Source organism: Saccharothrix sp. CB00851 (assembly GCF_001905065.1).
Lineage (GTDB): Bacteria > Actinomycetota > Actinomycetes > Mycobacteriales > Pseudonocardiaceae > Actinosynnema.
Map to the genome: position 1 here is coordinate 401,627 of NZ_LWLC01000034.1, position 25,256 is coordinate 426,882.

Sequence of the window (25,256 nt, forward strand, 5' to 3'; positions counted from 1 at the left end):
ACCCTAATGCGGCGGTCCGACACGTGCGGGCTACCGTGCCCGTGTGAGTCTGGGGCGGGCGGTGGGGTTGGTGCTGGGCGTGGCCGCTGACGCGGTGTTCGGCGACCCCAAGAGGTATCACCCGGTAGCGGGATTCGGCCGTGCGGCGGCGGCGCTGGAGCGCAGGCTGTACCGCGACCACCAGGTGGGCGGTGCGGCGCACACGGCGGTGCTCGTCGGCGGCACGGTCCTGGCCGGGGTGGCGGTGGAGCGGCTCGGGCGACGCAGCCCGGTCTTCCAAGCCTTGAGCACGGCCGCGGCGACGTGGGTGGTGCTCGGCGGGGCGTCGTTGGCCGACGAGGGCACCGCGATGGGCCGCGAGCTGGACGGCGGCGACCTCGAAGCGGCGCGCAATCGTTTGCCCAACCTGTGCGGGCGGGAACCGCGCAAGCTCGACACGATGGGCCTGGCGAAGGCGACCGTCGAGTCCGTGGCGGAGAACACGTCCGACGCCGTGGTGGCTCCGCTGTTCTGGGGCGCGGTCGCGGGCGTGCCAGGGCTGCTCGGCTACCGGGCGGCGAACACCCTCGACGCCATGGTCGGCCACCGCAACGAGCGGTACCGGCGGTTCGGCTGGGCGGCGGCCCGGCTGGACGACGTGGCGAACCTGCTGCCGTCACGGTTGGCCGCGCTGCTCACCGCGGCCGGCGCACCGGTGGTCGGCGGGTCGGCGAGTGAGGCGTGGCGGACGTGGCGGCGGGACGCGGCGGCACACCCCAGCCCGAACGCCGGTCAGGTCGAGGCGGCGTTCGCGGGCGCGTTGGAGGTGCGGCTGGGCGGGCGCACGGTGTACGCGCACGGCGCGGAGGACCGGCCGGTGCTCGGGCACGGCCGCAACCCCGACGCCGGTCACGTCACGCGGGCCGTGGAGCTGTCGCGGGTGGTCGGCGCGTCGGCGGCGGCCGTGACCGCGGTCATCGCGCTCGCGCGGCCCGGTTCTCGTCTTGGGCGAGTCGTTCGTCTTCGGCGAGTTGCTCGGCGACGGACTTCCGCCTGACCTTCGCCGTGCCTGCTTCCTGGCGGAGCGCACCGCCGGGGCGGATCTCGCGCACGGTGAAGTACAGCCAACCGCCCAGCGCCATCGCGCCGAACGCGATCCACTGCAACGCGTAGGAGAAGAACGGGCCCGCGTCGAGCTTCGGCAGCGGCAGGGCCTCCTCCACACCGGGCTGGCCCTCGGTGAGCTGGAAGTAGCCCGGTCGGAGGTCGAGCCCGGCGGCCCGGCCGACCACGGCGGCGTTCACCGAGTACACCTGCCGGTGCTGGTCCTCCTGGAACGCGTCCCGGTTGTCCGACTCGTCCCGGCGGGCCAGCGCGACCAGCGTGACCTCACCGGTCGGCACGGGCTTGAGGTCGGGCACCTTGATGCCGTTGACCGGCCGCACGTAACCCCGGTCGACCAGCACGGTCGGCCCGTCGGTCAGCCGGAACGGCGTCAGCACCTCGAACGCCGCCTCACCCTGCACGGTCCGCAGCCGTGCCACCGCCTGCCCGTCCGGCAGGTAGCGGCCGGTCAGCGTGACGCGGCGCCACTCGACCTCGGCGTTGGGCCGGTCGAGGAGCGTCGTCACGGGCACCGGGTCGGTCCGCAGGGACGAGGTGACCGCGTTGTTCTGCGCGTCGCGCTCGGTGTCGCGGTCGAACTGCCAGGGCGCGAGCAGCGTGAAGCACGCGCCCGCGAACACCCAGACGGCCAGCGTCAACGCCAGCCAACCGGGCTGCAACAGGAACCTCAACCGCACGTGACCACGGTAAGCCCTAGGCCGTTGTGACCTGCACCCGGTCGAAGCGGGCGGTGAAACCGGGGCCCGTGGGCGCGGCCACCATCACGCCGACCAGCGTCTGGACCTCGGGCGGGAAGTACGCCAGCCGCAGCAGGGTCGTCGGCTCGGCGTCGCCCACGCCGTAGCGGACGGTCACCGCGTCACCCTCGCGCACCGCGGCGATCGTGACGCGGCCCACGCGCCCGGCGGGCACCACGGACCAGTCGGAGAAGTCCCTGGTCACGACCGTGCTGACCTGGAACTCGTCGTCCACGAGCTCGACACCGGCCTTGATCCAGTTGCGGTCGTCGAGCCACAGCGCGATGCCGGCCTGGTCGTACTGGGCGGCGTAGTCCGCGGTGAACGAGGCGGCGATGGTGAAGTCACCGGCCAGCGGCACCCCGAGCACGTGGCCGCTGCCGCGGTCGTAGCCGTAGTGGGTGGTGCGCCAGAAGTCGGTCTCGGGGTCGCTGGTGACGGTCAGGCCGTCCTCGTCGGTCCAGGTGCGCGGCTCGTTGAGCCACTGCCAGTCGTCGCGGTCGAACGCCGTGATCTTCATGGGGTCATGATGGCAGCGAACGGGCTGCCGACAACGCCTGTTGGGCGTAGCCGCGGCCGAACAGCACGGCGTGCACGAGCAGCGGGAACAGCTGGTGCAGCGGAAGGCGGTCACGCCACCCGTCGGCCAGTGGTGCGGCCTCGTGGTACGCGGCGAGGATGCGGTCCAGGTGGGGGCAGCCGAACAGGGCGAGCATGGCCAGGTCGGTCTCCCGGTGGCCGCCGTGCGCGGCCGGGTCGATGAGCCACGCGCGGCCGTCCGCGGCCCAGTGCACGTTGCCGCTCCACAGGTCGCCGTGCAGGCGGGCGGGCGGTTCGTCCGGGGCTTGGACTCGGACGTTCTCGATGGTGCGGGCTTCGGCTGGGGTGAGCGTGCCCGCGTCGAGCGCGAGCTTGGTGTAGGGGGCGATCCGGTGTTCGGCGAACCACTCGGCCCAGTCTCGGGAGGCGAGGTTGCGCATGGGTGCGAGGCCGATCGACGCCTCGGTCGGGCCGCCGGGTGGTGGGGCGCCGAAGGCCGGTGCGCCGGAGGCGTGCAGTGCCGCCAGCCGACGGCCGAAGTCCTCGGCGGCGGTGGGGGTCGGGTGGCCCGGTTCGATCCGGTCCATCACGAGCCAGTGGTCGGTGTGGTTGCGGAGGTGGGGGAGGGGTGGGGCTTCGGCGGTGGCGGTGGCCAGCCAGGTCAGGGAGGTTGCCTCGGCCAAGGCGGCGTTCGGGTCGTCGTGGCGTTTGACGACTACTTGGCTGCCGTCGGGCAGGTGCGCTTCCCAGACCGTGCCGCCGAGTTGCCGGAGGGAGGTTGCCGGCATTCCGGTCAGCTGCTCGATCGCGCCGGTCAGCTGCTCGGTCGCCGCTCGCGTGGGTCGCGTGGGTCCGAGGTTGTCCACAGGCGCTCCCTCGGTTTGGCGGTTGTCCACAGGTGCGAGGTTGGTGCTTCCGGATTGTCGGTCTGGGGTGGCAGGGTAAAAGCAGGGGTCCCCTTGGCGGGGACGTCTGCGTAGCGGTGGCTGAGGGCCGGTGCGGGGTGGGAGCTCGAAAGATCAAAAGAGTCCTCGCCGGACGGGCAGATCAGCAGGATGACATCCCCCGGTGCCGTTCGGGGTCTGGTTGTGTCGGGAACTCCCGTTGCGCTGTGGGTCCGGACTCCGTGTCATCCCACCGACCTCCCTCCGGGCTACCACACGCGTCAAGGGGCCGTTCCAGCCCGACGCGCCGGTCATGCCGGCAGGTGCCCCCTTGACACGTGCGGTAGGGCTGCGCCAGGTCGGCGGGATGACACGAAGCCCTCCTTTTGTGAGGTGAGCAAGTGCGTCCTGGTTGCACACGCGCCGGTATGACCGACTCCGCGCTCGTCGGCGACGTCCCGCGCCGTCCGGGGCGGGGGGTGTGGGTGTGGGGAGGCCGCCGAGGGTAGGGGAGTGGTCGAACAGGGGTTCGGTGATGAAGCTCGCGTGGTGCGGGTGGGGTCGGGTCAGAGGCGTTCGCGGACCCAGGCCAGCAGGCCGGGGACGGCGGCCTCGACCATGTCCACCACGAGGTCGAAGCCGGGTTTGTCGCCGTAGTAGGGGTCGGGGACGTCGGTGCCGTCGGCGTTCGGGTCGAACGAGCGCAGCAGTCGGACCCGTTCCGGGTCGGTGATCATCCGCCGCAGTGATCGGGCGTGACCGGAGTCCAGTGCTACCAGCAGGTCGGCGTCCAGGTGGTTCTCGTCGACCTGGGCGGCGACGTGGGTGGTTGGGTAGCCGTTGTCCGCCAACGACTTGGCGGCGCGCGGGTCGGCCGGGTCGCCCACGTGCCAGCCGCCGGTGCCCGCGCTGGTCACCTCGACCAGGTCACCCAGGCCGGCTCGGCGCAGGTGCTCCCGGAATATGATCGCGGCCACGGGGGAACGGCAGATGTTGCCGGTGCAGATGAACGAGACGGTCAGCGTCACGGCGGGTCAGTCTGCCAGGTCCGGGCGCTTGGAGGACCGCTCGCGTTGGGGGTCGGAGCATGTCCGGGGTTGTGGTGTTGGTTGTCGTGCTGCTCGTGGTCTTGGTGGTCGTCGGGGTGGTGGTGCACCGCCGGTCGTGGCCGGAGACGCCCGCGTTCGCCCGACCACGGCCCGTGACATCGCCTGGTGGGCTGGCTCCCGACCCGAACGCCGGATTCTTCACGCACCACCGTTTCGGGTTCCGGAAAAGGCATTTCTTCGTCGGTACGGGGTGCCCGCCGGTGCTCGTCGCCGATTTCTCGTCACTCGACGTGTTGCGGCGGGAACAGCCTGTGCGCATTGCTCGGTACGGCATTCGGGTGTGGTGGTGGTTCGGGGAGGATTTCTACCGTGAAGCGGTCGGCTTGGGTGCCGACGACGTGCGAGCATGGGTGCGGGAGCGGGACCGGAAGCGGTTGGCCCGGCAGGACCGGGCGCGGCTGCTGTCGGCGGCGGAAGAGAGTCTGCGAAAGCGTGATAACGAGTAACGAGCCGGCCCGCGATTCCGACGCCAATGGTGTGGGGAATGTGTCGGGAAGGAATGTGAATGACGCGCACAAGCGGCGGGCGGCGGGGTCGTCCGTCCAATTCGGAGCCGTCGACGCGAGGACAGGGCGGCGAGCGGCCATGACCGAGCCGCCGCTGTGCCGTGCCGGGAGGTGCGAGGTGCCCTCGGTCGTGCACCTGGTGCTGAGCCTCGCGCTGGTGTTCTTCGCGGTCGCGGTCTCGATGCTCTGACGGTCGTCTCAGCGGGCTCTCAGGTCGGGCGCGCGACGATCATCGTGTGTCCACAGCGCAGACGACCATGCCGACCATGCCGGCGCTCGCCAGGGCGTTGCCGCGGGTCGAGGACGAGATCCGGGCTTTGGCGACGTCGTCGTCCCTGCCGATCGTGAACGACTTCTCCGGCCGCATCACCGCGGCCGGTGGGAAGCGGCTGCGCTCGGTGCTGGTGCTGTCCGGGTCGCTGGCCGTGTCCGGCGCGATCACCGACAAGGCCGTCACCGCCGCGGCCTGCGTCGAACTGCTGCACGCCGGTTCCCTGGTGCACGACGACCTGATGGACAACGCCGAGGAACGGCGCGGCGTGCGCACCGTCAACGCGGACTGGGGCACCGGCCCCGCCGTGCTGGTCGGCGACTTCATGCTCGCCCGTGCCAGCCAGGCCGCGCTGGACCGGATCTCGCCGTTCGCCGCGAGCAGGCTCGCCCAGGCCGTGACCGACCTGGTCGAGGGCCAGGTGCTGGAGGTGGTGGACCTCTACGACGCGCACCGCAGCCCGGAGAACGCCCTGCGGTCCATCGAGCTGAAGACGGGTGCGCTGTTCGAGGTGGGGTGCGTGCTGGCCGCGCACTGCGCCGACGCCGACGACGCGACCACCGCCGGGATGGCCCGGTTCGGCGCGCTGTTCGGGTTGATGTTCCAGGTCCTCGACGACCTGCTGGACCTGGCCTCGACGTCGCAGCGGCTGGGCAAGCCGGTCGGCAACGACCTCCGCCAGGGCGTCTACACGTTCCCGTTGCTGCGGGTGTTGACCGACGACCAGCGCACGCTGCTCGCCACGCGCGGCCGTGAGCTGACCGACGCGGAGGTGGCCGGGCTGCTCGCGGAGCTGCGGCAGACCAGCCTGGTCGCGGACACGCTCGCGCACTGCACCTCGCTGGCAGCGCAGGCGGTGCACGCGCTGCCGGACCTGCCGGAGTCGGAGGCGCTGGGCATCCTGCGCGAGCTGCCGGGCGCCTACCTGGACTGGGCCGCCTCGCAGATCGGGTAGAGCGCGGATCGCCCGGCGCGGATCGCCTAGACTCGCGGCGATGACCAGCCAGGATTCCGGCCGGGCGCTGCTGCGCCACCACGGGGACGTCGACGCCGCGCCCGGGCTCGCGGACTTCGCGGTGAACGTGCGGCTGCCCGCGCCGCCGCCGTGGCTGCGGGAACGCCTGGTCGCCGCGCTCGACGGCCTCGGCTCCTACCCGGCCGCCGCCGCCGACGAACGCGCCCGCGCCGCCGTCGCCGCCAGGCACGGCCGCACCCCCGACGAGGTGCTGGTCCTCAACGGCGCCGCGGAGGGCTTCGCGCTGCTGCCGAACCTGCACCCGTGCCTGGCCGCGGTGGTGCACCCGTCGTTCACCGAGCCCGAGGTGGCGTTGCGGGACGCGGGCGTGCCGGTGCAGCGGGTGCAGCTGTGGCCCGAGGACGACTACGGGCTGCGGCCCGACCTGGTGCCCGACGAGGCCGACCTGGTGGTGCTGGGCAACCCGACCAACCCGACGTCCGTGCTGCACCCGGCGGACGTGGTGGCGTCGCTGAGCAGGCCCGGCCGGGTGCTCGTGGTGGACGAGGCGTTCGCCGACACCATTCCCGGCGAGCCCGAGTCGCTGGCCGGCCGCGCGGACGTGCCGGGGTTGCTGGTGCTGCGCAGCCTGACCAAGACGTGGGGCCTGGCGGGGCTGCGCGCGGGCTACCTGCTCGGCGCGCCGGAGCTGCTGGCCAGGCTCGCGCTGCCCCGGCCGCAGTGGCCGGTGGGCAGCCTGGTGCTGGAGGCCGTCACGGCGTGCTGCGAGCCGTCGGCCGTGGCGGAGGCCGAGGAGCTGGCCCGCCAGGCCCAAGAGCACACCGCGCACGCCGTCGCCCGGCTGGGTGATCTGGTGGTCGTGCCACCGGACGCGCCGTTCGTGCTGCTGCGCGTGCCGCAGGGCGAGCGGGTGCGGGAGGCGTTGCGGGACAAGGGGATCGCGGTGCGGCGCGGCGACACGTTCCCCGGCCTGACGCCCGACCACCTGCGGGTCGCGGTCCGCGCGCCCGAGGAGTTCGCGCTGCTGGTGGACGCCCTGCGAGTCGTGCTGGAGGAGCTGTGACCACGCTCGGGGACGTGCTGGCCGTGCTGGAGGCCGCCTACCCGCCCGCGACCGCCGAGTCCTGGGACGCCGTCGGCCTCGTCTGCGGCGACCGCGCCGAACCGGTGTCGAAGGCGCTGTTCTGCGTCGACCCGGTCGAGTCCACAGTGGACGAGGCGCTGGAGGTGGGCGCGCAGCTCATCGTGGCCCACCACCCGCTGATGCTGCGCGGCGTCACCGGCGTGCCCGCCGACGACCCCAAGGGCGGGCTGGTGCACCGGCTCATCCGCGCCGGCGTCGCCCTCTACACCGCGCACACCAACGCCGACGCGGCCAAGCCCGGCGTCTCGGACGCCCTGGCCGACGCCCTCGGCCTGCGGGTCACCGGCCCGCTGGTGCCCGCCGACGAGGGCGCCGACACCGGCATCGGCCGCATCGGCGAACTGGACCGCCCCGAACCGCTGCGCGACTTCGCCCGACGAGTCGCCGAGGCCCTGCCCACGACGGCGTGGGGCGTGCGCGCGGCCGGTGACCCGGACCGGCCCGTGCGCCGGGTCGCGGTGTGCGGCGGCGCGGGCGACAGCTACCTGACGGCCGCGGCACGCGCGGGCGTGGACGCCTACGTCACCGCGGACCTGCGCCACCACCCGGCGGGCGAGCACCTGGCCGCCGGCGGGCCCGCCCTGGTCGACGTGGCGCACTGGGCCAGTGAGTGGCCGTGGTGCGGACAGGCGGCCCACGTCGTGCGCACCGCCCTCGGCGGTACCGTCGAAGTCCTCGTCTCGACCCGCCGGACCGATCCGTGGACCGTAGGCGTGACGAGCCGAACAGGAGGACCCCAGTGAAAGCCGATCCCGCCGTGCAGCGCAGGCTGCTCGACCTCGCGCAGGTCGACGCCGAACTGTCGCGCGTCACCCATCGGCGCCGCACGCTGCCCGAGATCGCGGAGATCGCCGAGGCGGAGAAGCAGTTCCGCGCCAAGCAGGACGCGCTGACCACGATCGAGACGACGCTGGGCGACCTCAACCGCGAGGTCAAGCGGCAGGAGACCGAGATCGACCAGGTCCGCGCCCGCGAGGAGCGCGACCGCAAGCTGCTGCAGGGCGGCTCGGTCGGCGCCAAGCAGCTCACCGACCTGGAGCACGAGCTGGCCACCCTCGGCCGCCGCCGCGGCGCGCTGGAGGACGACCTGCTGGAGCTGATGGAACGCCGGGAGGCCGTCGAGGCCGACATCCAGCACGCCCGGGTCGCGTTGGACAAGGCGCAGGAGGCGCTGTCCGACGCGGCACGCCGCCGCGACAGCGCGCTGGCCGACCTGGAGTCGACCGAGGCCAAGCGCACCTCCGAGCGCGGGCTCGTGACCGGCCAGTTCCCGGAGCCGCTGCTGGCGCTGTACGAGCGGGTCCGCACGCACAAGGGCATCGGCGCGGCGCTGCTGCAGTCACGGCGCTGCGGCGCGTGCCGCATCGAACTGGACCGCAACGCGTTCGCCAAGGTCAAGGAGTCGGCGGCGGACGAGGTCATCCAGTGCGAGGAGTGCGGCGCGATCATGGTGCGCACCGGGGAATCGGGTCTGTGAAGGTCGTCGTCGAGGCCGACGGCGGCTCGCGCGGCAACCCCGGGCCCGCCGGGTACGGCGCCGTCGTGCTGGACGCGTCGGGCGCGGTGCTGGCCGAGCGGTCCGAGGGCATCGGCATCGCGACGAACAACGTGGCCGAGTACCGGGGCCTCATCGCGGGGCTGCGAGCGGCGGCGGAGCTCGGTGCGTCCGAGGTGGACGTGCGGATGGACGCCAAGCTCGTGGTCGAGCAGATGTCCGGCCGGTGGAAGGTCAAGCACCCGTCCATGCAGCCGCTCGTCGCCGAGGCGCGCGAGGTGGCGCGGGGGTTCGACCGGGTCGGCTACACGTGGATCCCGCGTGAGCGCAACCAGCGCGCCGACCGGCTGGCGAACCGGGCGATGGACGACCAGGCGGGCGTTCCCCAGGAGGAACGGGCACAGCCGGAGAAGGCCGAGGCCGTTCGGCCGGAGCCGCAGCAGCCGGACGCGGCGGCCACCCAGTCACCGGTGTCGTGGACCGGCGCGGTGGGCGAGCCGACCCGGCTGTACCTGCTGCGGCACGGGCAGACGGAGCTGTCGGTGGCCCGCCGCTACTCCGGGCGCGGCAACCCGCCGCTGACCGAGGTCGGCCGCGGGCAGGCCGAGGCCGCCGCGCGCCGGCTGGCCAAGGTCGAGGGCCTGGTCGCGGTCGTGTCGTCGCCGCTGGGCCGGGCGCGGGAGACGGCGCGGGCCGTGGCCTCGGCCACCGGCGCCGAGCTGACCTGGGACGACGACCTGATCGAGACCGACTTCGGCGCGTGGGAGGGCCTCACCTTCGCCGAAGCCGCCGAACGCGACCCCGACGTGCACCGGCGGTGGCTCGGCGACCCGTCCGTGCCCGCGCCCGGCGGCGAGAGCTTCGAGCAGGTGCACCACCGGGTGCGGCGGGCGCGCAACGCCGTCGTGTCCCGCTTCGGCGGCGCGAACGTCGTGGTCGTCAGCCACGTCACGCCGATCAAGTGCCTGCTGCGGATGGGACTGGACGTCGGCCCGTCGCTGCTGTTCCGGCTGCACCTCGACCTCGCGTCGCTGTCGGTGGTCGAGTTCTACCCCGACGGGCACGCGTCCGTGCGGCTGGTCAACGACACGTCGCACCTGGGCTAGCCGGGTCCGTTCGCGCCGGAACCGGGCCTGCGCGACCGCCGGCGTCAACCGGTCCACCGCGCCGGTATCCTGGTGCCGCGGATGAGTCGGCAGGGCGGCCGCGTCGGCGGTGCGCGAGCGCCGTCGCCGAGGAAAGTCCGGACTCCACAGGGCAGGGTGGTTGTCAACGGCAACCAGGGGCGACCCTCGGGACAGTGCCACAGAGAACAGACCGCCCCGGTGCGAGCCGGGGTAAGGGTGAAACGGTGGTGTAAGAGACCACCAGCGTTCCCGGTGACGGGAACGGCTAGGTAAACCCCACCCGGAGCAAGGCCAAGAGGGTGCCCCAGGGCACCTGCGCAGGCGTTCGAGGACGGCCCGTCCGATGCCTGCGGGTAGGCCGCAAGAGCCTGTCGGCAACGGCAGGCCGAGATGGATGGCCGCCGAACGGGACCGCCGCGAGGCGCCCGGGAACAGAATCCGGCTTACATGCCGGCTCATCCGCCCTTTCCGCCCATCGGGCGCGTCCATTCGGCCTTTCCGGCTCCCCGGCGGGCTACTTCTCCGCCTGTAGATCCCATGCGCGCCAACGGCGTTACACAAATGAGGCCGTTCGAGTGGTTGTCGGTATCAACCCCGGCCGGCCGCCGTCCTCCCCGCAGACCACGGGCCCTGCCCCGCGGTACCACGAGGAGGGAACCGCAATGTCCACGAACAGCAGGCGGGCCGCCACCTGGCTCGCCCTGACCGGCCTGATGGGTGCGGCGGCGATCACGGGGGCCACCGCCACCGCCACGGCCGCACCGGCGGAGTTGCCGGTGTACGAGGTCCGGTCCGCCGGGCGCACCCCGGACGAGGCCGCCGCGCTGCAGCGCGCGTTCGGCCTCAAGGACGTCCGGCTCGCCGAGGACGGCACGGTGTCGTTCGCCGACGAGTCGACCTACCTGCGCGTGCCCGGCCTGGACCTGGGCGCGGGCAAGCCGGACGAGGAAGGCGCCGAGACCGCGCAGACCGCGCTCGACGTCGAAGCCCTGAGGCGGCTGCGCGCCATCCCCGTCGAGGACGCCACCAAGCGCGCCCTCGAAACCCTGCGCGGGGTCGGCCTGCTGCCCGCCAACGCCACCCCGACCGCCCGGCAGACGACGTTCGAGATCGTCGATGCGAACCAGAAGGCGGTCGTGACGGCACCGCTGGACACCGCGGTGTCGTTCGCCTTCACGCTCGACGGCGTGCCGCTGGAGGGTCCGGGCGCGAAGCTGCGGATCGCGTTCGACGGCCAGGGCGCCGTCGCCGGTCTCACCTACGCCACCCGTGAACTGGTGAAGGCGGGCAGCGTGCCGGTGCTGGGCCTGGACGAGGGCCGCGAGCGGTGCGCGAAGGTGTTCGGCGCGAGCGTGCGGCCGACCGGGGTGTCGTACGTGTACGAGGCGCCGGCGTTGAGCGAGAAGGTCGACGAGCTGGAGCCCGGGTTCCGGTGCGACGGCGTGAACTCCGACGGCGCTGCGGTGCAGTCGGTGGTCGTCGGCGCGGCCGTGGACGCCCGGCTGCCGCAGCCCGGCCCGGTGGACCCGCCCCGCGAGGAGGGCGCGTTCAGCCCGCAGTGGACCAGCCGGATCGACGTCGGCAGCGAGGGCACCGGCCCGTGCTCCGGCCTGCCTTGGACGGCGGACAACCTGGCGTCGTTCAACAACCGGTTCACCGCCGCGGGCGTGCCCGTGCAGTTCAGCTGGGTCAACCACAACGCGTGGGAGCGGGACTTCAAGGACCCGGTGTTCCCCGGCGGCCAGGACCACCTCTACGCCGACGACGTCGACATGACCTACTGGCAGGGGCACGGCTCGCCGACCGGCTTCTCGTTCGCCGGGTGCAGCAGCAACACCGACACGTTCCTGTCCAAGGACGAGGCGCGCTGGGGCAACAGGGACGTCGAGTGGATGAGCCTGTTCACCTGCTCGATCCTGCAGGGCTCGGCGGGCGGGCAGAGCTGGGCGGCGCGCTGGGGCAAGGCGTTCCGGGGGCTGCACCAGATCAACAGCTTCGACACCGTGTCGTACCACTCCGCCGTGCACGGCGGGAAGTTCGCGAACTACCTGGTGCGCACGCCGTTCCTGTGGTGGAACAAGCCGATGAAGGTCCGCGACGCGTGGGCGCAGGCGTCGATCGACACCCAGCCGGCGTCCGTGACGTGGGCGACCATGGGCCCGATCGGCTCCGGTGGCCTGGCCAACTTCGACGACTACTTCTGGAACAAGGGACCGGTCGGCCCGGACACGCTGCCGACGTACGGCTACTGGCGGATCTCCGGCGCCAGCTGACCCGGCACGCGTGAGCCGAGGGGGTCCCTTCCCCACTGGGGGTGGAAGGGACCCCTTCACCTTCGAGAGTCCAACGCTCACCTCGCGCGTGTCCTACGTTCGCGTCGCGCGTGTCCTACGTTCGGAACACCCGAGTTGAACACTCAGAACAAGATCGACTGTGCTGAGTGTTCAACTCGGGGTACGTGAACGTAGGACACACGCGTTCTGAACGTAGGACACGCGCGTTCTGAACGTAGGACACGCGCGTTCTGAACGTAGGACACACGCGTTCTGGACGTAGGACACGCGCGGTCAGGTGCGGCGGGAGGGGCGGCCCGGTGGCATGCGGAACACCGGGCGGAACGCGGCGCCGCCGTTGTAGCGGCGCTCCAGCTCGGCCACGTAGGCCTCGACGGCCGGGTTCACGATGTCGGCCAGGCTGCGCACGCCGGCCTCCGCCTCGTACGCCGCCAGGTAGGTCGCCGCCGCCCGCGCCCGCTCCAGCACGTCCTGGTCGAAGTTGACCGTCCGCTGCACCCGCCGCCCGGTTTGCCGGTCCACCCCGGTAACCTGATCACTGCCCGAGACGGTCACGGAGACGGTGATTTCGTTCACTCCGTCGGCTGGTTCGGGCACGGCCTCGGGCGGCTGGGTCATCGGCGAGCCTCCTCGGCGTCGTCACTCCGGCCTGCGGACCGTTCGGGTGCCCGTCGCTCGGCCGGACGGGGGAGTCGACGTGGCCGGCGAGAAGTGGGCTGGAGGTCGTGCACACTGTGCGTGACCAGGGGGTTCGCAGTCGGGTGAACTATCTCAGCAATCGGGAGAATCCGGGGACGTCGGTTCTCCACCGGCTCCCCCCGAACGATGATGGCTGTGGTCAGATTAGACGTAATCGAGTGCCAGGGGAACGGTTATTGATCTACCCACCGCTAGCCGACCGATACACCTCGTGACGAAGACGTGTTCTACTCGATAGCGCACCAACCGGACGGGCACCCCTCGGCCCGCCCGGCGAAGTCCTGCGTACTCAGGAGTACGAGATGACCGCCATGACCCTGGTAACACTCGCCCAGCAGCCGCCCGCCCTGGGCACAGGCGGGGTGCGCCAGTGGATCCTCGACAACCTGGTCCCCCTCCTCTTGTTGACCGTCGCGGTGCTGCTGCTCTGGCTCGGCGGAGGCAAGGGCGACAACGCCGGGGTCATGCGCCGCCTGGGCGGCGTCATCATCGCGTTGGCGATCATCGGTCTGGCCGTCACCACGAACGCGGGCGCCAACATCGGCCAGTGGATCGCCGGCCTGTTCACCGGCGGGTGACCCTTGCGGGTACGCACTGACGACGAGGTCTACCGGGTCGACGCCGTCTGGCTCGGCCCGCCCAGAGCAACCTTCCCGTGGCGTGCGCGGTACGTCGCGTGGGGTGTCGGCATCGTGGTCTTCCTGCTGGTCACCGCGGTCCAGCGCCAGGTCGGCTTCGGCTTCGACTTCATCAACACCGGCTGGGGCTTCGTGATCACGATCGCCCTGACGAGGTTCATCTGCTCGCGGATCAGCCACGAGCGCCCGCTGTCGTCGGTCATGGCGATGTGGGTGCGCGAGCTGACCGCGCCGCGGGAGACCACGGCGGGCCGTGGCGGCGCGGCCAGCGCGGCGCGGATCCGGGTCAACCCGGAACGCCCGCGCAAACGTCACAAGAAGGGGGCGAAACGCGCGAGCGCCCCCACCCGATCCCAGCACCGTGGGCAGCAAGACCGCCGTCAGAAGGAGGTGCGCGGTGTTCGGACGCCGGCGTGACCGTGACCGACGATCGGCCGCACACGTGGCGCAGCACGCCGCCGCCGCGCGCGACGACCGCAAGGTCTACAGCAAGCGCGGCCGCCGCCTGCCGGGCGAGCAGTCCGTGCCGAGCTACACACCGTCGATCGCCGCGCGCAGCATCGACGGCCACCTGCTGCGCACCGGCCAGGAGGTGTACGCCTGGTACAAGCTCGCGCCGCAGCGCTGGTCGTTCCGGTCGGACTCGCAGCGCCAGGACCTGATCGCGGCGATCGCGGGCCAGTACGCCGAGCTGCAGGGCCGCTGGATGCACCTGCGCGTGACGACCCGGCCGTACCCGATCCGGATGTGGGCCGAGGCGCACGTGCACAACGCCGTGCGCCGGCTGCCCGACACCCCCGGCACGTTGAGCTTCGACGACTACATGGTCGGCGAGCAGCAGCAGCTGATGGGCCGGTCGATGGCGGAGAAGGAGGTCTACCTCGGCGTCCAGGTGCAGACCCGCAACATGATGGACCGCGCGGTCGAACGCGCCGCGCCCGTGCTGCGCAAGGTCTTCCCGGACGCGGTGGACGCCGAGCTGGTCGCGATCGAGTCCGAGATCGACCACCTCGACCAGGTGATCGGCTCCGCGGGCCTGGAAGGGCGCCCGGCCACGGCCGAGGAGATGTCCTGGCTGATGCACCGGTCGTGCTCGCTGGGCCTGCCCGCGCCGCGCAACATGCCCGCCGTGCCGGGCGCGCCGTGGGAGCCGGAGGACCTGGCGTCGTTCACCGACGCGGCGGACTTCCACCAGGAGCCCTACTCGCCGACGGTGACGGTGCGCGGTCGCACGGGGTCGAACGCGGGCATCAAGCGGCACGTCGCCGTGCTCACCGTGGGTCTGATGCACGGCCTGCAGATCCCCGAGCAGGACGACCCGTGGGTGCAGCGCTCGGACCGGCTGCCCGCCGCCGTGGAGTGGTCGGCGCGGATCTACGTGCGGCGCCCCGAAGAGGTCTCCGGCGAGCTGCAGCGGCAGATGAGCAAGGTGCGCTCGCAGGTGCGCCACTACACCGACGAGCACGAGCTGGACCCGCCGCAGTCGTTGGCGCGCCAGGCGTCCCGGGTGCTGGAGATCGACGACGAGATGACGTCGGGCTTCACCGCGCTGGGCACGCGGGTGCGCAGCTGGTGGCGCCTGGCGGTGTCCGGGCCGACCGAGCGCGAGGCGCTGCGGCTGGCGCAGGGCCTGCTCGACCTCTACAAGCCGAAGGTCGCCATCGAGCACCCGGAGGCGCAGTACGCGATCGCGCGGGAGTTCATCCCGGGCGAGCCGCTGTCGTCGTCGGCCTACCTGCGCCGCGGTTCGGTGCTGTGGGCGGCGTCCGCGGTGCCGACCGCGACGGCCGAGGTGGGCGACCGGCGCGGCATCCTGCTCGGCGAGACGGTGACCGCGACCCGCCGCCCGGTGGCGTGGGACCCGTGGATGGCGCAGGAGCTGCGCGACTCGTCCGGCCTGACCGCGATGGTCGCCGGGCTGGGCGCGGGCAAGTCGTTCCTCGGCGGCGGCATCGTCTACAAGACGTTGCGGGCCGGGGCGCACTGGACGCTGCTCGACCCCTCCGGCCCGCTGGCGGCGCTGTGCGAGCTGCCCGAGCTCAAGCCGTACGCCCGGCCGATCAACCTGCTCAACGCGCAGGCGGGCATCCTCAACCCGTACCGGGTGGTGGCCGAGCCGCAACTGGACCACTTCGTGGACGAGGAGGACCCGGAACGGGCGTGGCGGCGGGAACGCGCGCTGGCCGCGGCCACCCGGCGCCGCCTCGTGCTGGACGTGCTGTCCGGCCTGCTGCCGTTCGAGGTGGCCCGGCTGCCGCAGACCAGGATCGTGCTGCTGCGCGCGGTCCGCACGGTCGGCGGACGGCCCGACGCCCACCCCGGCATGGTGTTCGAGGCGCTGCGGCGTGATTCGAGCGAGCACCACGAGCACGCCGTCGTGGTCGCCGACTTCCTCGACGAGATGCGGGAACGCATGTCGCTGCTCATCCCCGAGCAGGACGCGGACCCGTACAACGAGGTGCGGGACGACCGGTTGACCGTGCTGACCATGGCGGGCCTGAACCTGCCGAAGGACGGCGTCGGCCGCGAGCACTGGACGGACGCGGAAGCGCTCGGCGTGGAGATGCTGAACCTCGCCGCGTGGCTGACCCAGCGGTCGATCTACGAGCGGCCGAAGGACCTGCGCAAGGGCGTCTGGATCGACGAGGCGTTCTTCCTGTCCGAGGTGCCGACGGGCCGCGTGCTGATGAACCGCTTCGCCCGCGACTCCCGCAAGTGGAACGTCCGCGTGCTGCTGTCGTCCCAGATCCCGGCGGACTTCCTCAAGATCCAGGGTTTCGTGACGCTGCTCGACTCGGTGTTCGTGGGCCGGTTGGACGACGACCAGGCCCAGGCGGACGCGTTGCGGCTGCTGAAGGTCCCGGTCGGGGCGGGCTACGAGCAGGTCGTGGCGTCGCTGGGCCGTCGGCCGGGCGGTGTCCGCACCAACGTCGAACGCGACCGCGCGCCGCGCCAGTTCATCTTCGGCGACGGCGCGGGCGGCGTGGAGCGGATCCGCATCGACTTCTCCGGGCCGCACCTGGAGCACCTGCGCAACGCCCTCGACACCACCCCGGACGCCCTGCGCGACGGCGCCGAGCCGGCCGAGGTCGAGGTCTCCTCCCCACCGCAGGACCCGTTCGCGTACGCCGAGCAGTACACCGACGAGTACGACGACGAGCTGGCCGCCGACCTGGAGGTCGGGTTGGTCGACGAGCTGGTCGACTCGGCGCACGGCGAGGGAGGAAACCGCCGGACGGGCCGGGAAGGTCGCGCATGAGCGAGCTCGCGAGCGATTCGTTGAACACAGTGCTTCGTGCGCTTGCCGCACCGAGCCCTGACGAGGTGCGTGCATGAGCACCCTCTTCTTGGTGGCGCTGGTCGCCGTCGCGCTCTATGCGCGACGGCGATTCAGACACGCTCAAGAGCACGCGGTGGCACACGGCCGACCGGCGCGCGCCCGCTGGCGCGCGATGGCCGTGGTGGTGGCGATCGTCGGCCTCCAGGTCGTCATCGGCGCCACGCCCGCCAGCGCCGCGCCGTGCGGTGAAGCGCCCAACCCCGAACGCCCCGGGGCGGGCATGGTCGGCGCGATCGACCCGCCGATCGGCAACGGCCTGCCGGAGACGCCGTACCTGAACCACGGGTACGCGGGCATGGTCTGGCACACGTACCAAGAGAAGTGCCTGGTGCCCAACGCCACCCCGGTGCTGGACACCTGGATGGGCAACGAGCTGTTCAACGTCGCCAAGAACATCGTCGGCGCGACGAACGCCCTGCACTACACGGTCGTCGGCCAGGGTCTGCTGCAGCCGCTGGACGAGGCGGTCAAGAGCGGCGTCCAGCGCGTCTACGACAACGTCTACCTGCGCTGGTTCGGCCTGATCGCGTTGATCCTGGCGGTGTTGATGTTCCGCCAGATCTGGCAGGGCGACCTGGCGTCGATCAGCAAACGCGGGCTGTGGGCGCTGGCCGCGATGTGGTTGGCGTCCTCGACGCTCGCGCTGCCGCAGTTCTACAACCTGATAGACGGCACCCTGGTCACCAGGACGTCGGAGATCCAGGCCGGGTTCGTCGACGTGGACGAGGGCAAGGACCAGCTCGACGTGCTGCCGTCGCAGCTGCACGACACCGTCGTCTACCAGAGCTGGCTGCGGGGCGAGTTCGGCACGCCCGAGGCGCCGCAAGCGACGGAGTTCGGCCCGCGGCTGCTGGCCGCGCAGGCGTGGACGGTGCAGGAGCTGGCCGAGCACAAGGACGGCGACCAGGCCGCGCTGGACGCGAAGAAGGCCGAGTACAAGAACATCTACGCGCAGCTCGGCCCGGCGAAGGGCTACTTCAGCGGTGACGACGGCGGCCGCACCGGCGCCGGGTTCCTGTCACTGCTGCAAGCGGTCGCGTTCTCGCTGTTCCAGATGTTCGCGAAGGCCGCGGTGCTGCTGGCGCAACTGCTCCTGCGGGTCCTCACGCTGGCCGGTCCGCTCATCGGCCTGGTCGCGTTGATCCACCACGACCTGCTGCGCAAGGTCGCCCGCGCGGCGGCCGTGACGGTGTTCAACGTGCTGCTGCTCGCGGTGCTGGCGGGCGTGCACGCGTGGCTGCTCCAGGCGATCTTCGGCGCCACCGGGTTGTCGTTGCTGGCCAGGACTCTGCTCGGGCTGATGCTGACGGTGGTCCTCTTCATCGCCGCCAAGCCGATGCGCCGGATGTGGCAGATGGTGGAGATGTCGGTCGGCTCGGTGGGCAACGCGCTGCCGATGCGCGGCGGGATCCTGTCGCGGCTGCGGAAGAAGAAGGAAGGGTCCTCGCCGCAGGAGGAGTTCTGGGACACCGTGCGCGAAACGGACCCGGACGGGCCCGAGGTGCCGCAGCGGGACCGGCGGCGGGTGCGGCCCGAGGCGGCCAACCCGGTGGCGGCGACCGCGCAGCGGTTGGACCGGGCCGGGAACAGCGTGGGCGAGCTGGGTGTCGGCGGCACCGGTCGCAACGGTGCGGCGGCGTTGCCCTCCGGCGGGTACGGCGGGCAGGCGGCGTTGCCGTCCGGGCGGTCCCGGGTGGTCGACGCGCCGCCCGTTGCCGACCGGAACTACGACCGGCTGGACGACGCGGTGCTGGTGCCGTCACGGGTGAACGGTCGGCTCGTGGACTCGCCCACCTCCGTGCCGGGGCCGCGGCGGGCCGAGACGGAGGTCGTGGCGGGACGGCAGGTCCACGTGATCTACCGGCCGTCACGCGGGCTTGAGGTCAGGGACAGCTGATGCCGATCCGCACCAATCGCGGCCGGGCGGCCGTGTACCGACGCCTGTGGGGCTGGCCGTTGCGCTCGCCCCGGCACCTGGTGGCCGCGATCGTCGGCGTGGTCGTCCTGGTCACGACGATCAGCGTGGTCATCCCGAACGCGATCAAGCCGCGCCAGACCGGCAACACGGCGGGCACCACGTCCACCACCAGGACCGACGGTGGTGGCGGCAGCCAGATCGGCGTGCTGCCCACCGTCACGTCCACCCCGCTGCCGACCAAGGCGCCGAGCCCCACGGCCGCGCCCACCTCGGCACCGGTCAACGCCAACGCGCAGCTGCGGGCCGACATGTGGGTGGACGCGTTCAGCCGCTTCGAGCCGGGCAAGACCACCAAGGAGCAGTGGCTGGCCGGGCTCGAGGAGCACACGGCCGACGAGGTGTTCCCCCGGTTGGAGTCCGTCGACCCGGCGAACGTGCCCGCGGTGATCGACGAGGCCGTGAAGCCGATCAAGTCGTTCACCGATTCGGCGGAGTTCGAGGCGAAGCTCGAGGACGGCAGGCTGATCGTCACGGTGGCGAAGCTGCCCGAGGGCTGGGTCGTGACCGAGTGGACCAAGGTGGGGTGACATGCTGAAGATCGGGCTTGTGGTCGTCGCGGTGGTGGCCGTGGTCGCCGTGACCGTGACCAACGGCGTGTCCACCGTGCTCAGCGAGAACACCCCGTCGGAGGAAGCCGCCAACATCCGCATGGCGAGCTGCAACGCCTCGATCGGCCCGTGGGGCGGTGGCGGCGAGGAGAAGGGCCGCAAGGAAGCGGAACGGCTCACCGAGGAGCAGCGCACCACCGTCGCCAACATCATCTCCATCGGCCGCGAGCGCAAGCTGCCGCCGCTGGCCTGGCAGATCGCGATCCAGGCGGGCATGACCGAGTCGGGGTTGCGCAGCCTCAACTACGGCGACCGGGACTCGCTGGGCATCTTCCAGATGCGCCCGTCGATGGGCTGGGGCACGCCCCAGCAGGTCACCGACCCGCACTACGCGATCAACAAGTTCTACGACGTGCTGCTCAAGCTGCCGGACTGGCAGGAGCAGCGGCCGGGTGACTCGGCCCAGGACGTGGAGCGGTCGGCGTTCCCCGACCGGTACCACAACTGGGAGGCCATGGCGGCGTTCCTGATCAGCAAGGAAGGCGACGTCAGCGACCCGGCGGGCTGCGGTGAGAGCGTCGGCGACTACCTGCTCGCGTCGAACGCGGCGGGCACCGCGATCGAGTTCACGAAGGAGCAGCTGGGCGAGCCGTACCTGTGGGGCGGCAACGGCCCGGACGCGTGGGACTGCTCGGGCATCCTGGTCAAGGCGTTCGCCAAGGCGGGCGTGAAGATCCCGCGGGTGGCGAACGACCAGTACATGTCCGGTGGCGCGTACCTGCCGGTGCGCGAGGCCAAGGCCGGTGACCTGATCTTCTGGGCCACCAACCCGGCCAACCCGGTCACCGTGCACCACGTGGCCATGTACCTGGGCGACGACGAGTACATCCACGCGCCGCAGACCGGTGACGTGGTGAAGATCAGCAAGATCAACTGGGACTACCACGAGTTGATGCCGCTGGCCGTCCGGCCGGGCGTGTAGGGAGGCACGACGGTGTTCAACCACGAACCCATCCAGCGGCACGCGGGGCCGCCCGCGTCCAGCACCCCGACGCGGGACTACCTCAACACCCGGCCGCCGGGCACCGACCAGTCCTACGCGGTGCTGCCGCGGTCGCTGGTCGAGGCGATGCCGCTGCCGTGGCAGCAGCAGATGGCGCACCTGCTGGCCGACTTCCACCGCACGTACGCGCACCTCAACTGGCCGGTGTACCGGGTCGTGCCGTCGCGGGTGGAACGGCTGGTCGACCTGGACGAGGACCAGCTGGCCGAGGTCGGCGCGATCGTCGAGATCGACTCGGACGGCGAGCTGGTCTACCGGGACCGCGGCGGCGCGCTGATCGACGACCCGGAGCACCGCACGGTGCTGGTGTCGGTGCTCGACCCGATCCCGGGCGAGTACGCCAACGCCAACCAGAACACCCCGCCGCGCGGCTTCCCCCAGCCGCCGGTGGTGCCGCAGCCGACGTACCCGCAGTCGGGTCCGGTGCCCGTGCAGGCGCCCCAGCCACCCCAGTGGTGAACATGACATGCGCACCCGCGCATGGAAACCTGGGCTCATGGCTTCTGACCCGAACGCTTGGTACTACTGCCTGACCCACCGGACGGTCGAGCACGGTGTGGGCTGCCGGGGCGGGGACCGCATGGGCCCCTACCCGGACGAGGCCACCGCGCAGCGCGCGCTGGAGCTGGCACGGGAGCGGACGAAAGCCGAGGACAAAGCCGATAAGGAGTGGGGCAAGCGCTGAGGCCGGCTTAGGGTGCACCCATGGTAGTGATCCGCACCGGCCGAGCGGACCTGGACTTCGGCGGCATCCGGACGGAGTTCGGCCTGCCCGGGGAGTTCCCCGCCGAGGCGCTGGCCGAGGCGCAGGCCGCGGTGTCGCGCGATGTCGGCCGGGACGACCGCGAGGACGCGACCGGGCTGCCGTTCGTGACCATCGACCCGCCCGGCGCGAAGGACCTGGACCAGGCGCTGCTGGTGCAGCGGGTCGGGTCCGGGTTCCGGGTGCACTACGCGATCGCCGACCTCGGCGCGTTCGTGGTGCCCGGTGGCGCGCTGGACACCGAGGTGCGCAAGCGCGGCCAGACGCTGTACCTGCCCGACGGCAACGTGCCGCTGCACCCGCCGGTGCTGTCGGAGGGCGCGGCGAGCCTGCTGCCCGGTCAGACGCGGCCGTCGGTGCTGTGGACGTTCGAGTGCGGCCCGGACGGCGAGCCGACCGAGGTGCGGGTGCGCCGGGCGATGGTGCGGTCGACGGCGCAGTTCGACTACGAGGGCGTGCAGGCGCAGTTCGACGCGGGCACGCCGCACCCGTCGATCGAGGCGCTGCCCGACTTCGGCCGGCTTCGGCGGGAACGCGCGGCCGAGCGCGGCGCGGTCGAGTTGCAGCTGCCGGAGCAGGAGATCGTGCCCAACGGTGACGGTGACTGGAAGCTCGTGGTCCGGCCGCGGGCCGACGTGGACGCCTGGAACGCCGAGGTCTCGCTGCTCACCGGCATGTCCGCGGCCAAGATCATGCTGACCGCGAAGGTGGGTGTGCTGCGCACGCTGCCGGACGCGGACGACGGCGCGGTGGAAGCGTTGCGGCGGTCCGCGCACGCGCTGGGCGTGCCGTGGCCGGACGGGGTGACCCCGGCGCGGCTGCTCGCGGGCCTGGACCCGAGCCGGCCGGAGTCGTTGGCGCTGTTCGTGGACGCGACCCGGCTGCTGCGCGGCGCGGGCTACACGGCGTTCAACGGCGAGGTGCCCGCCGTTTCCACGCACGCGGGCCTGGCCGCGCCGTACACGCACGTGACCGCGCCGCTGCGCCGGCTGGTGGACCGGTTCGCCACCGAGGTGTGCCTGGCCGTGACGGCGGGGCAGGACGTGCCCGAGTGGCTGACCAGCGCGTTGCCGCTGCTGCCGGGCCTGATGGGCGGTTCGGACGCGTTGGCGGGCAAGGTCGACCGGGCGTGCCTGGACCAGGTCGAGGCGTGGGTGCTGGCCGACCGGGTCGGCCAGTCGTTCGAGGCGGTCGTGCTGCGGGCGGAGGCGAACGGGGCCGACGTGTTCGTCGCCCAACCGCCCGTGATGGGCCGCTGCACGGGTGAGGACCTGCCGGAAGGCGAGCGGATCGCGGTGCGCCTGGTGCAGGCCGACCCGGAGCGCCGGAAGGTCGTCTTCGAACGGCTGTGACGCCTCACGCGTCGAGCGAGATCGAGCGGCAGGCGCTCGGCGCGTCCGGGCTGTCCGAAGACGAGTGGCTCGACGGCCAGGCGCCCGCGATGGGCGAGATCGTCGGGTCCGGCCGCTACCCCACGTTCGCGCGGATGCTCACCACCCTGGCCGCGGAGGGCTACGACCTGGACCTGGACGAGCTGTTCGAGCTGGGCCTGCGCTCGCTGCTGGACGGCCTGGCCCTCCGGCTCGACCGGCTGTGATCACGCACGCGATCGGCGGGCTCGGCCCGTTCGGCTGTGATGTGATGGCCGGGTGACTGAGATTCGTGAGCTCACCGTCGGGGTGCTGGGCGGCACCGGGGCGCAGGGCAAGGGCTTGGCGTTGCGGTGGGCCAAGGCGGGCCTGAAGGTCGTCATCGGGTCCCGCAACGCCGAACGCGCCGAGGCCGCGGCCGAGGAGGTGCGGTCCCAGACCGGTGTCGGGCACGTCAGCGGCGCGGACAACGAGGGCTGCGCGACGCAGGCGGACGTGGTGCTGATCGCCGTGCCGTGGGACGGGCACGCGGACACCGTGGCGTCGTTGCGCGAACCGCTGCGCGGCAAGGTCGTGATCGACTGCGTGAACCCGCTCGGCTTCGACAAGCAGGGCCCGTTCGCGCTGCCCGTGCCGGAGGGCAGCGCCGCCCAGCAGGCCGCCGCGCTCCTGCCGGACTCCCGCGTCACGGCCGCGTTCCACCACGTGTCCGCGGTCAACCTGGCCGACCTGTCGATCGAACGGGTCGACAACGACGTGCTCGTCCTCGGTGACGACCGCGAGGCCACCGACCTGGTCCGCGCGCTGGCCGAGACGATCCCCGGTTTCCGCGGCGTCTACGGCGGGCGGTTGCGCAACGCGCACCAGGTGGAGGCGTTCACCGCGAACCTCATCGCGATCAACCGGCGCTACAAGGCGCACGCCGGCCTCAAGATCACCGACATCTGATGCTGCCGGTCGACGACCTCGGCGAGCCGGTACCGCTGCCCGGCCCGCCGGAGCGCGTGGTCAGCCTGGTGCCGTCGCTCACCGAGGCCGTCGCGACCGTCGGCCAGGCCGAGCTGGTCGGCGTCACGGACTACTGCACGCACCCGCCGGACCTGGACGTGACCCGGGTGGGTGGCTCGAAGTACCCGAAGGTGGACCGGGTGCTGGCGCTGCGGCCGGACCTGGTGCTGGCCAACAGCGAGGAGAACCGGCCGGAGGACGTCGAACGGCTGCGCGCCGACGGCATCCCGGTGTGGGTCACCGCCGCGCCCGCCACCGTGCCGGCCGCACTGGGCTCGCTGCGCCGCCTGCTCGGCACGGCGTGGGACGTGGAGCCGGACTGGCTGGTCGAGGCCGAACGGCTGTGGCGTGACGTGACGCCGCCGTGGACGCGCGCGGTGATCCCGGTGTGGCGCAAGCCGTGGGTCCTGCTGGGGCGCGATACGTTCGCCGGGGACGTGCTGCTGCGCCTGGGGGTGGTCAACGCCTTCGCCGACCACCCCGACCGCTACCCACGCCCCGACCTGGCCGAACTCCAGGACGCCGAGATCGTCGTGCTGCCCGACGAGCCGTACCTGTTCACCCCGGACGACGGCCCGCAGTTCTTCCCCGGCCTGCGCCCGGTCCACGTCTCGGGCCGCTACCTGACCTGGTACGGCCCGTCGCTGGTGGCAGCGCGCGCGTCCCTCGAAGCGGCGCTCAGGCCCTGAACCGGTCCGTCGCGTCCAGCAACGCCCGCAGGACGCCCGGTTCGTCGAACGCGTGCCCGCCGTCCGGCACGATCACCAGCTCCGACCCCGGCCACGCCCGGTGCAGGTCCCAGGCCGTGGTGGCGGGGGTCGCGAGGTCGTAGCGGCCCTGCACGATCACGCCCGGGATGCCCGCCAGCTTCCCCGCGTCACGCAGCAGCCGCCCCTCCTCCAACCACCCGGCGTGGCGGAAGTAGTGGTTCTCGATCCGGGCGAACGCCACCGCGTACCGGGGCTGCGCGAACGCCTCCACCAGCTCCGGCCGGGGCAGCAGGGTGACCGTCGACCCCTCCCACACGCTCCACGCCACCGCGGCCGGTTCGTGCACGGCGGGGTCGGGGTCGGCCAGCAGCCGCCCGTAGGTTTCGATCACGTCGGCGCCCTCGGGCACGCGCGCCACGACCTCGTCCCACAGCTCCGGGAACAGCGCACCCGCGCCGCCGCCGTAGTACCAGTCCAGTTCCTTGCGCCGCAACGTGAACACGCCCCGCAGCACCAGCTCGGTGACGCGGTCCGGGTGGGTCTGGGCGTACGCCAGCGCCAACGTCGACCCCCACGACCCGCCGAACACCTGCCACCGGTCGACGCCGAGGTGCTCGCGGACCTTCTCCAGGTCGGCCACGAGGTGCCAGGTGGTGTTGGCCGACAGGTCCGCGTCGGGATCGGACGCGTGCGGCACCGACCGCCCGCAGCCGCGCTGGTCGATCAGCACGATCCGGTACGCGGCCGGGTCGAACAGCCTGCGGTGCACGGGCGCGCAACCACCACCGGGCCCGCCGTGCAGGAACACCACGGGCTTGCCGTAGGGGTTGCCGCACACCTCCCAGTAGACGCGGTTGCCGTCACCGACGTCGAGCAGTCCCTGGTCGTACGGTTCGGTCTCGGGGTACATGCGCACCACTCTGCCCGAGAACCCGCCCCGAGTGGATCAACG

The 25,256-nt window shown here is 72.2% G+C and carries 26 protein-coding genes and 1 other RNA gene; 21 read left to right on the plus strand and 6 right to left on the minus strand.

What is annotated here, in order from left to right:
* The first annotated feature begins 43 nt into the window (after positions 1-43).
* Positions 44-1,036 (plus strand): cobalamin biosynthesis protein, encoded by a 993-nt coding sequence (locus A6A25_RS30680; protein ID WP_073896077.1) that lies wholly within the window; start codon positions 44-46, stop codon positions 1,034-1,036.
* On the opposite strand, the gene A6A25_RS30685 is transcribed toward A6A25_RS30680, so the two are convergent.
* From A6A25_RS30685 to A6A25_RS30700, 4 genes are all read right to left on the minus strand, one after another.
* Positions 954-1,781, minus strand: coding sequence for an SURF1 family cytochrome oxidase biogenesis protein (locus A6A25_RS30685; RefSeq protein WP_073896079.1), 828 nt, complete (start codon positions 1,779-1,781; stop codon positions 954-956). The genes A6A25_RS30680 and A6A25_RS30685 overlap by 83 nt on opposite strands.
* A gap of 16 nt (positions 1,782-1,797) precedes the next feature.
* Complete coding sequence (locus A6A25_RS30690) at positions 1,798-2,361, minus strand: DUF1349 domain-containing protein (protein WP_073896081.1); 564 nt, start codon at positions 2,359-2,361, stop codon at positions 1,798-1,800.
* Between the two features lie 4 nt (positions 2,362-2,365).
* Positions 2,366-3,169, minus strand: coding sequence for a fructosamine kinase family protein (locus A6A25_RS30695; protein ID WP_073896227.1), 804 nt, complete (start codon positions 3,167-3,169; stop codon positions 2,366-2,368).
* 662 nt (positions 3,170-3,831) lie between these two features.
* Positions 3,832-4,287 (minus strand): low molecular weight protein-tyrosine-phosphatase, encoded by a 456-nt coding sequence (locus A6A25_RS30700; protein ID WP_073896229.1) that lies wholly within the window; start codon positions 4,285-4,287, stop codon positions 3,832-3,834.
* 65 nt (positions 4,288-4,352) lie between these two features.
* On the opposite strand from A6A25_RS30700, the gene A6A25_RS30705 reads away from it, so the two are divergent.
* From A6A25_RS30705 to A6A25_RS30740, 8 genes are all read left to right on the plus strand, one after another.
* The gene (locus A6A25_RS30705; RefSeq protein WP_143193498.1) at positions 4,353-4,820 is read left to right on the plus strand and encodes a hypothetical protein; all 468 of its coding nucleotides are present in this window, start codon (positions 4,353-4,355) and stop codon (positions 4,818-4,820) included.
* A gap of 296 nt (positions 4,821-5,116) precedes the next feature.
* Positions 5,117-6,106 (plus strand): polyprenyl synthetase family protein, encoded by a 990-nt coding sequence (locus A6A25_RS30710; protein ID WP_241828991.1) that lies wholly within the window; start codon positions 5,117-5,119, stop codon positions 6,104-6,106.
* 40 nt (positions 6,107-6,146) lie between these two features.
* Positions 6,147-7,190 (plus strand): Rv2231c family pyridoxal phosphate-dependent protein CobC, encoded by a 1,044-nt coding sequence (gene cobC / locus A6A25_RS30715; RefSeq protein WP_073896084.1) that lies wholly within the window; start codon positions 6,147-6,149, stop codon positions 7,188-7,190.
* Positions 7,187-8,014 (plus strand): Nif3-like dinuclear metal center hexameric protein, encoded by an 828-nt coding sequence (locus A6A25_RS30720; protein WP_073896086.1) that lies wholly within the window; start codon positions 7,187-7,189, stop codon positions 8,012-8,014. The genes cobC and A6A25_RS30720 overlap by 4 nt, the downstream gene beginning before the upstream one ends.
* Positions 8,011-8,748: a zinc ribbon domain-containing protein gene (locus A6A25_RS30725; RefSeq protein ID WP_073896088.1), complete on the plus strand. Its 738-nt coding sequence runs from the start codon at positions 8,011-8,013 to the stop codon at positions 8,746-8,748. The genes A6A25_RS30720 and A6A25_RS30725 overlap by 4 nt, the downstream gene beginning before the upstream one ends.
* Entirely contained in the window at positions 8,745-9,872 is a 1,128-nt protein-coding gene (locus tag A6A25_RS30730) for a bifunctional RNase H/acid phosphatase (RefSeq protein WP_073896090.1), read from the plus strand. The genes A6A25_RS30725 and A6A25_RS30730 overlap by 4 nt, the downstream gene beginning before the upstream one ends.
* A gap of 82 nt (positions 9,873-9,954) precedes the next feature.
* Positions 9,955-10,355: RNase P RNA component class A (rnpB, locus tag A6A25_RS30735), an RNA gene on the plus strand.
* Between the two features lie 200 nt (positions 10,356-10,555).
* The gene (locus A6A25_RS30740; RefSeq protein ID WP_073896092.1) at positions 10,556-12,166 is read left to right on the plus strand and encodes a DUF6345 domain-containing protein; all 1,611 of its coding nucleotides are present in this window, start codon (positions 10,556-10,558) and stop codon (positions 12,164-12,166) included.
* A 294-nt stretch (positions 12,167-12,460) separates the two neighbouring features.
* Here A6A25_RS30740 and A6A25_RS30745 read toward each other — a convergent pair whose 3' ends face one another.
* The gene (locus A6A25_RS30745; RefSeq protein ID WP_073896094.1) at positions 12,461-12,805 is read right to left on the minus strand and encodes a hypothetical protein; all 345 of its coding nucleotides are present in this window, start codon (positions 12,803-12,805) and stop codon (positions 12,461-12,463) included.
* A 383-nt stretch (positions 12,806-13,188) separates the two neighbouring features.
* On the opposite strand from A6A25_RS30745, the gene A6A25_RS30750 reads away from it, so the two are divergent.
* The 12 genes from A6A25_RS30750 (at position 13,189) to A6A25_RS30805 (ending at position 24,283) form a co-directional block, all read left to right on the plus strand.
* Positions 13,189-13,464: a hypothetical protein gene (locus A6A25_RS30750; RefSeq protein ID WP_053721548.1), complete on the plus strand. Its 276-nt coding sequence runs from the start codon at positions 13,189-13,191 to the stop codon at positions 13,462-13,464.
* A gap of 3 nt (positions 13,465-13,467) precedes the next feature.
* Positions 13,468-13,941, plus strand: a complete 474-nt coding sequence (locus A6A25_RS30755) for a hypothetical protein (RefSeq protein ID WP_143193500.1) — start codon at positions 13,468-13,470, stop codon at positions 13,939-13,941.
* Between the two features lie 25 nt (positions 13,942-13,966).
* Positions 13,967-16,783 carry an ATP-binding protein gene (locus tag A6A25_RS30760; RefSeq protein WP_073896232.1) on the plus strand — a complete coding sequence of 939 codons (2,817 nt, stop codon included), beginning with the start codon at positions 13,967-13,969 and terminating at the stop codon, positions 16,781-16,783.
* A 73-nt stretch (positions 16,784-16,856) separates the two neighbouring features.
* Positions 16,857-18,761: a hypothetical protein gene (locus tag A6A25_RS30765; protein ID WP_073896096.1), complete on the plus strand. Its 1,905-nt coding sequence runs from the start codon at positions 16,857-16,859 to the stop codon at positions 18,759-18,761.
* Entirely contained in the window at positions 18,761-19,369 is a 609-nt protein-coding gene (locus A6A25_RS30770; protein ID WP_073896098.1) for a hypothetical protein, read from the plus strand. Before A6A25_RS30765 ends, A6A25_RS30770 begins: the two co-directional genes overlap by 1 nt.
* Before the next feature lies 1 nt (position 19,370).
* On the plus strand, positions 19,371-20,372 hold the full coding sequence (locus tag A6A25_RS30775; protein WP_143193502.1) for a C40 family peptidase: 1,002 nt from the start codon (positions 19,371-19,373) through the stop codon (positions 20,370-20,372).
* 12 nt (positions 20,373-20,384) lie between these two features.
* The gene (locus A6A25_RS30780; RefSeq protein WP_073896100.1) at positions 20,385-20,912 is read left to right on the plus strand and encodes a hypothetical protein; all 528 of its coding nucleotides are present in this window, start codon (positions 20,385-20,387) and stop codon (positions 20,910-20,912) included.
* A 37-nt stretch (positions 20,913-20,949) separates the two neighbouring features.
* Positions 20,950-21,138, plus strand: a complete 189-nt coding sequence (locus A6A25_RS30785) for a hypothetical protein (protein WP_241828992.1) — start codon at positions 20,950-20,952, stop codon at positions 21,136-21,138.
* 20 nt (positions 21,139-21,158) lie between these two features.
* Positions 21,159-22,568 carry an RNB domain-containing ribonuclease gene (locus A6A25_RS30790; RefSeq protein WP_143193503.1) on the plus strand — a complete coding sequence of 470 codons (1,410 nt, stop codon included), beginning with the start codon at positions 21,159-21,161 and terminating at the stop codon, positions 22,566-22,568.
* Positions 22,565-22,813: a TetR/AcrR family transcriptional regulator C-terminal domain-containing protein gene (locus A6A25_RS30795; RefSeq protein WP_143193504.1), complete on the plus strand. Its 249-nt coding sequence runs from the start codon at positions 22,565-22,567 to the stop codon at positions 22,811-22,813. Before A6A25_RS30790 ends, A6A25_RS30795 begins: the two co-directional genes overlap by 4 nt.
* A gap of 52 nt (positions 22,814-22,865) precedes the next feature.
* Positions 22,866-23,534, plus strand: a complete 669-nt coding sequence (gene npdG / locus A6A25_RS30800; protein WP_073896106.1) for an NADPH-dependent F420 reductase — start codon at positions 22,866-22,868, stop codon at positions 23,532-23,534.
* Positions 23,534-24,283 carry a helical backbone metal receptor gene (locus A6A25_RS30805; protein ID WP_073896108.1) on the plus strand — a complete coding sequence of 250 codons (750 nt, stop codon included), beginning with the start codon at positions 23,534-23,536 and terminating at the stop codon, positions 24,281-24,283. Before npdG ends, A6A25_RS30805 begins: the two co-directional genes overlap by 1 nt.
* Here A6A25_RS30805 and pip read toward each other — a convergent pair.
* A complete protein-coding gene (gene pip / locus A6A25_RS30810; RefSeq protein WP_073896110.1) occupies positions 24,273-25,214 on the minus strand; it encodes a prolyl aminopeptidase in 942 nt (313 codons plus the stop codon). The two genes, A6A25_RS30805 and pip, sit on opposite strands and share 11 nt — an antisense overlap.
* Positions 25,215-25,256 lie beyond the last annotated feature (42 nt).

Coding starts and splice junctions, on each gene's coding strand:
- A6A25_RS30690 (WP_073896081.1), bottom strand. CDS start 2,361: ATGAAGATCACGGCGTTCGACCGCGACGACTGGCAGTGGCTCAACGAG.
- A6A25_RS30695 (WP_073896227.1), bottom strand. CDS start 3,169: ATGCCGGCAACCTCCCTCCGGCAACTCGGCGGCACGGTCTGGGAAGCG.
- A6A25_RS30705 (WP_143193498.1), top strand. CDS start 4,353: ATGTCCGGGGTTGTGGTGTTGGTTGTCGTGCTGCTCGTGGTCTTGGTG.
- cobC (WP_073896084.1), top strand. CDS start 6,147: ATGACCAGCCAGGATTCCGGCCGGGCGCTGCTGCGCCACCACGGGGAC.
- A6A25_RS30740 (WP_073896092.1), top strand. CDS start 10,556: ATGTCCACGAACAGCAGGCGGGCCGCCACCTGGCTCGCCCTGACCGGC.
- A6A25_RS30745 (WP_073896094.1), bottom strand. CDS start 12,805: ATGACCCAGCCGCCCGAGGCCGTGCCCGAACCAGCCGACGGAGTGAAC.
- A6A25_RS30750 (WP_053721548.1), top strand. CDS start 13,189: ATGACCGCCATGACCCTGGTAACACTCGCCCAGCAGCCGCCCGCCCTG.
- A6A25_RS30765 (WP_073896096.1), top strand. CDS start 16,857: ATGAGCACCCTCTTCTTGGTGGCGCTGGTCGCCGTCGCGCTCTATGCG.
- A6A25_RS30770 (WP_073896098.1), top strand. CDS start 18,761: ATGCCGATCCGCACCAATCGCGGCCGGGCGGCCGTGTACCGACGCCTG.
- A6A25_RS30775 (WP_143193502.1), top strand. CDS start 19,371: ATGCTGAAGATCGGGCTTGTGGTCGTCGCGGTGGTGGCCGTGGTCGCC.
- A6A25_RS30785 (WP_241828992.1), top strand. CDS start 20,950: ATGGCTTCTGACCCGAACGCTTGGTACTACTGCCTGACCCACCGGACG.
- A6A25_RS30790 (WP_143193503.1), top strand. CDS start 21,159: ATGGTAGTGATCCGCACCGGCCGAGCGGACCTGGACTTCGGCGGCATC.
- A6A25_RS30805 (WP_073896108.1), top strand. CDS start 23,534: ATGCTGCCGGTCGACGACCTCGGCGAGCCGGTACCGCTGCCCGGCCCG.
- pip (WP_073896110.1), bottom strand. CDS start 25,214: ATGTACCCCGAGACCGAACCGTACGACCAGGGACTGCTCGACGTCGGT.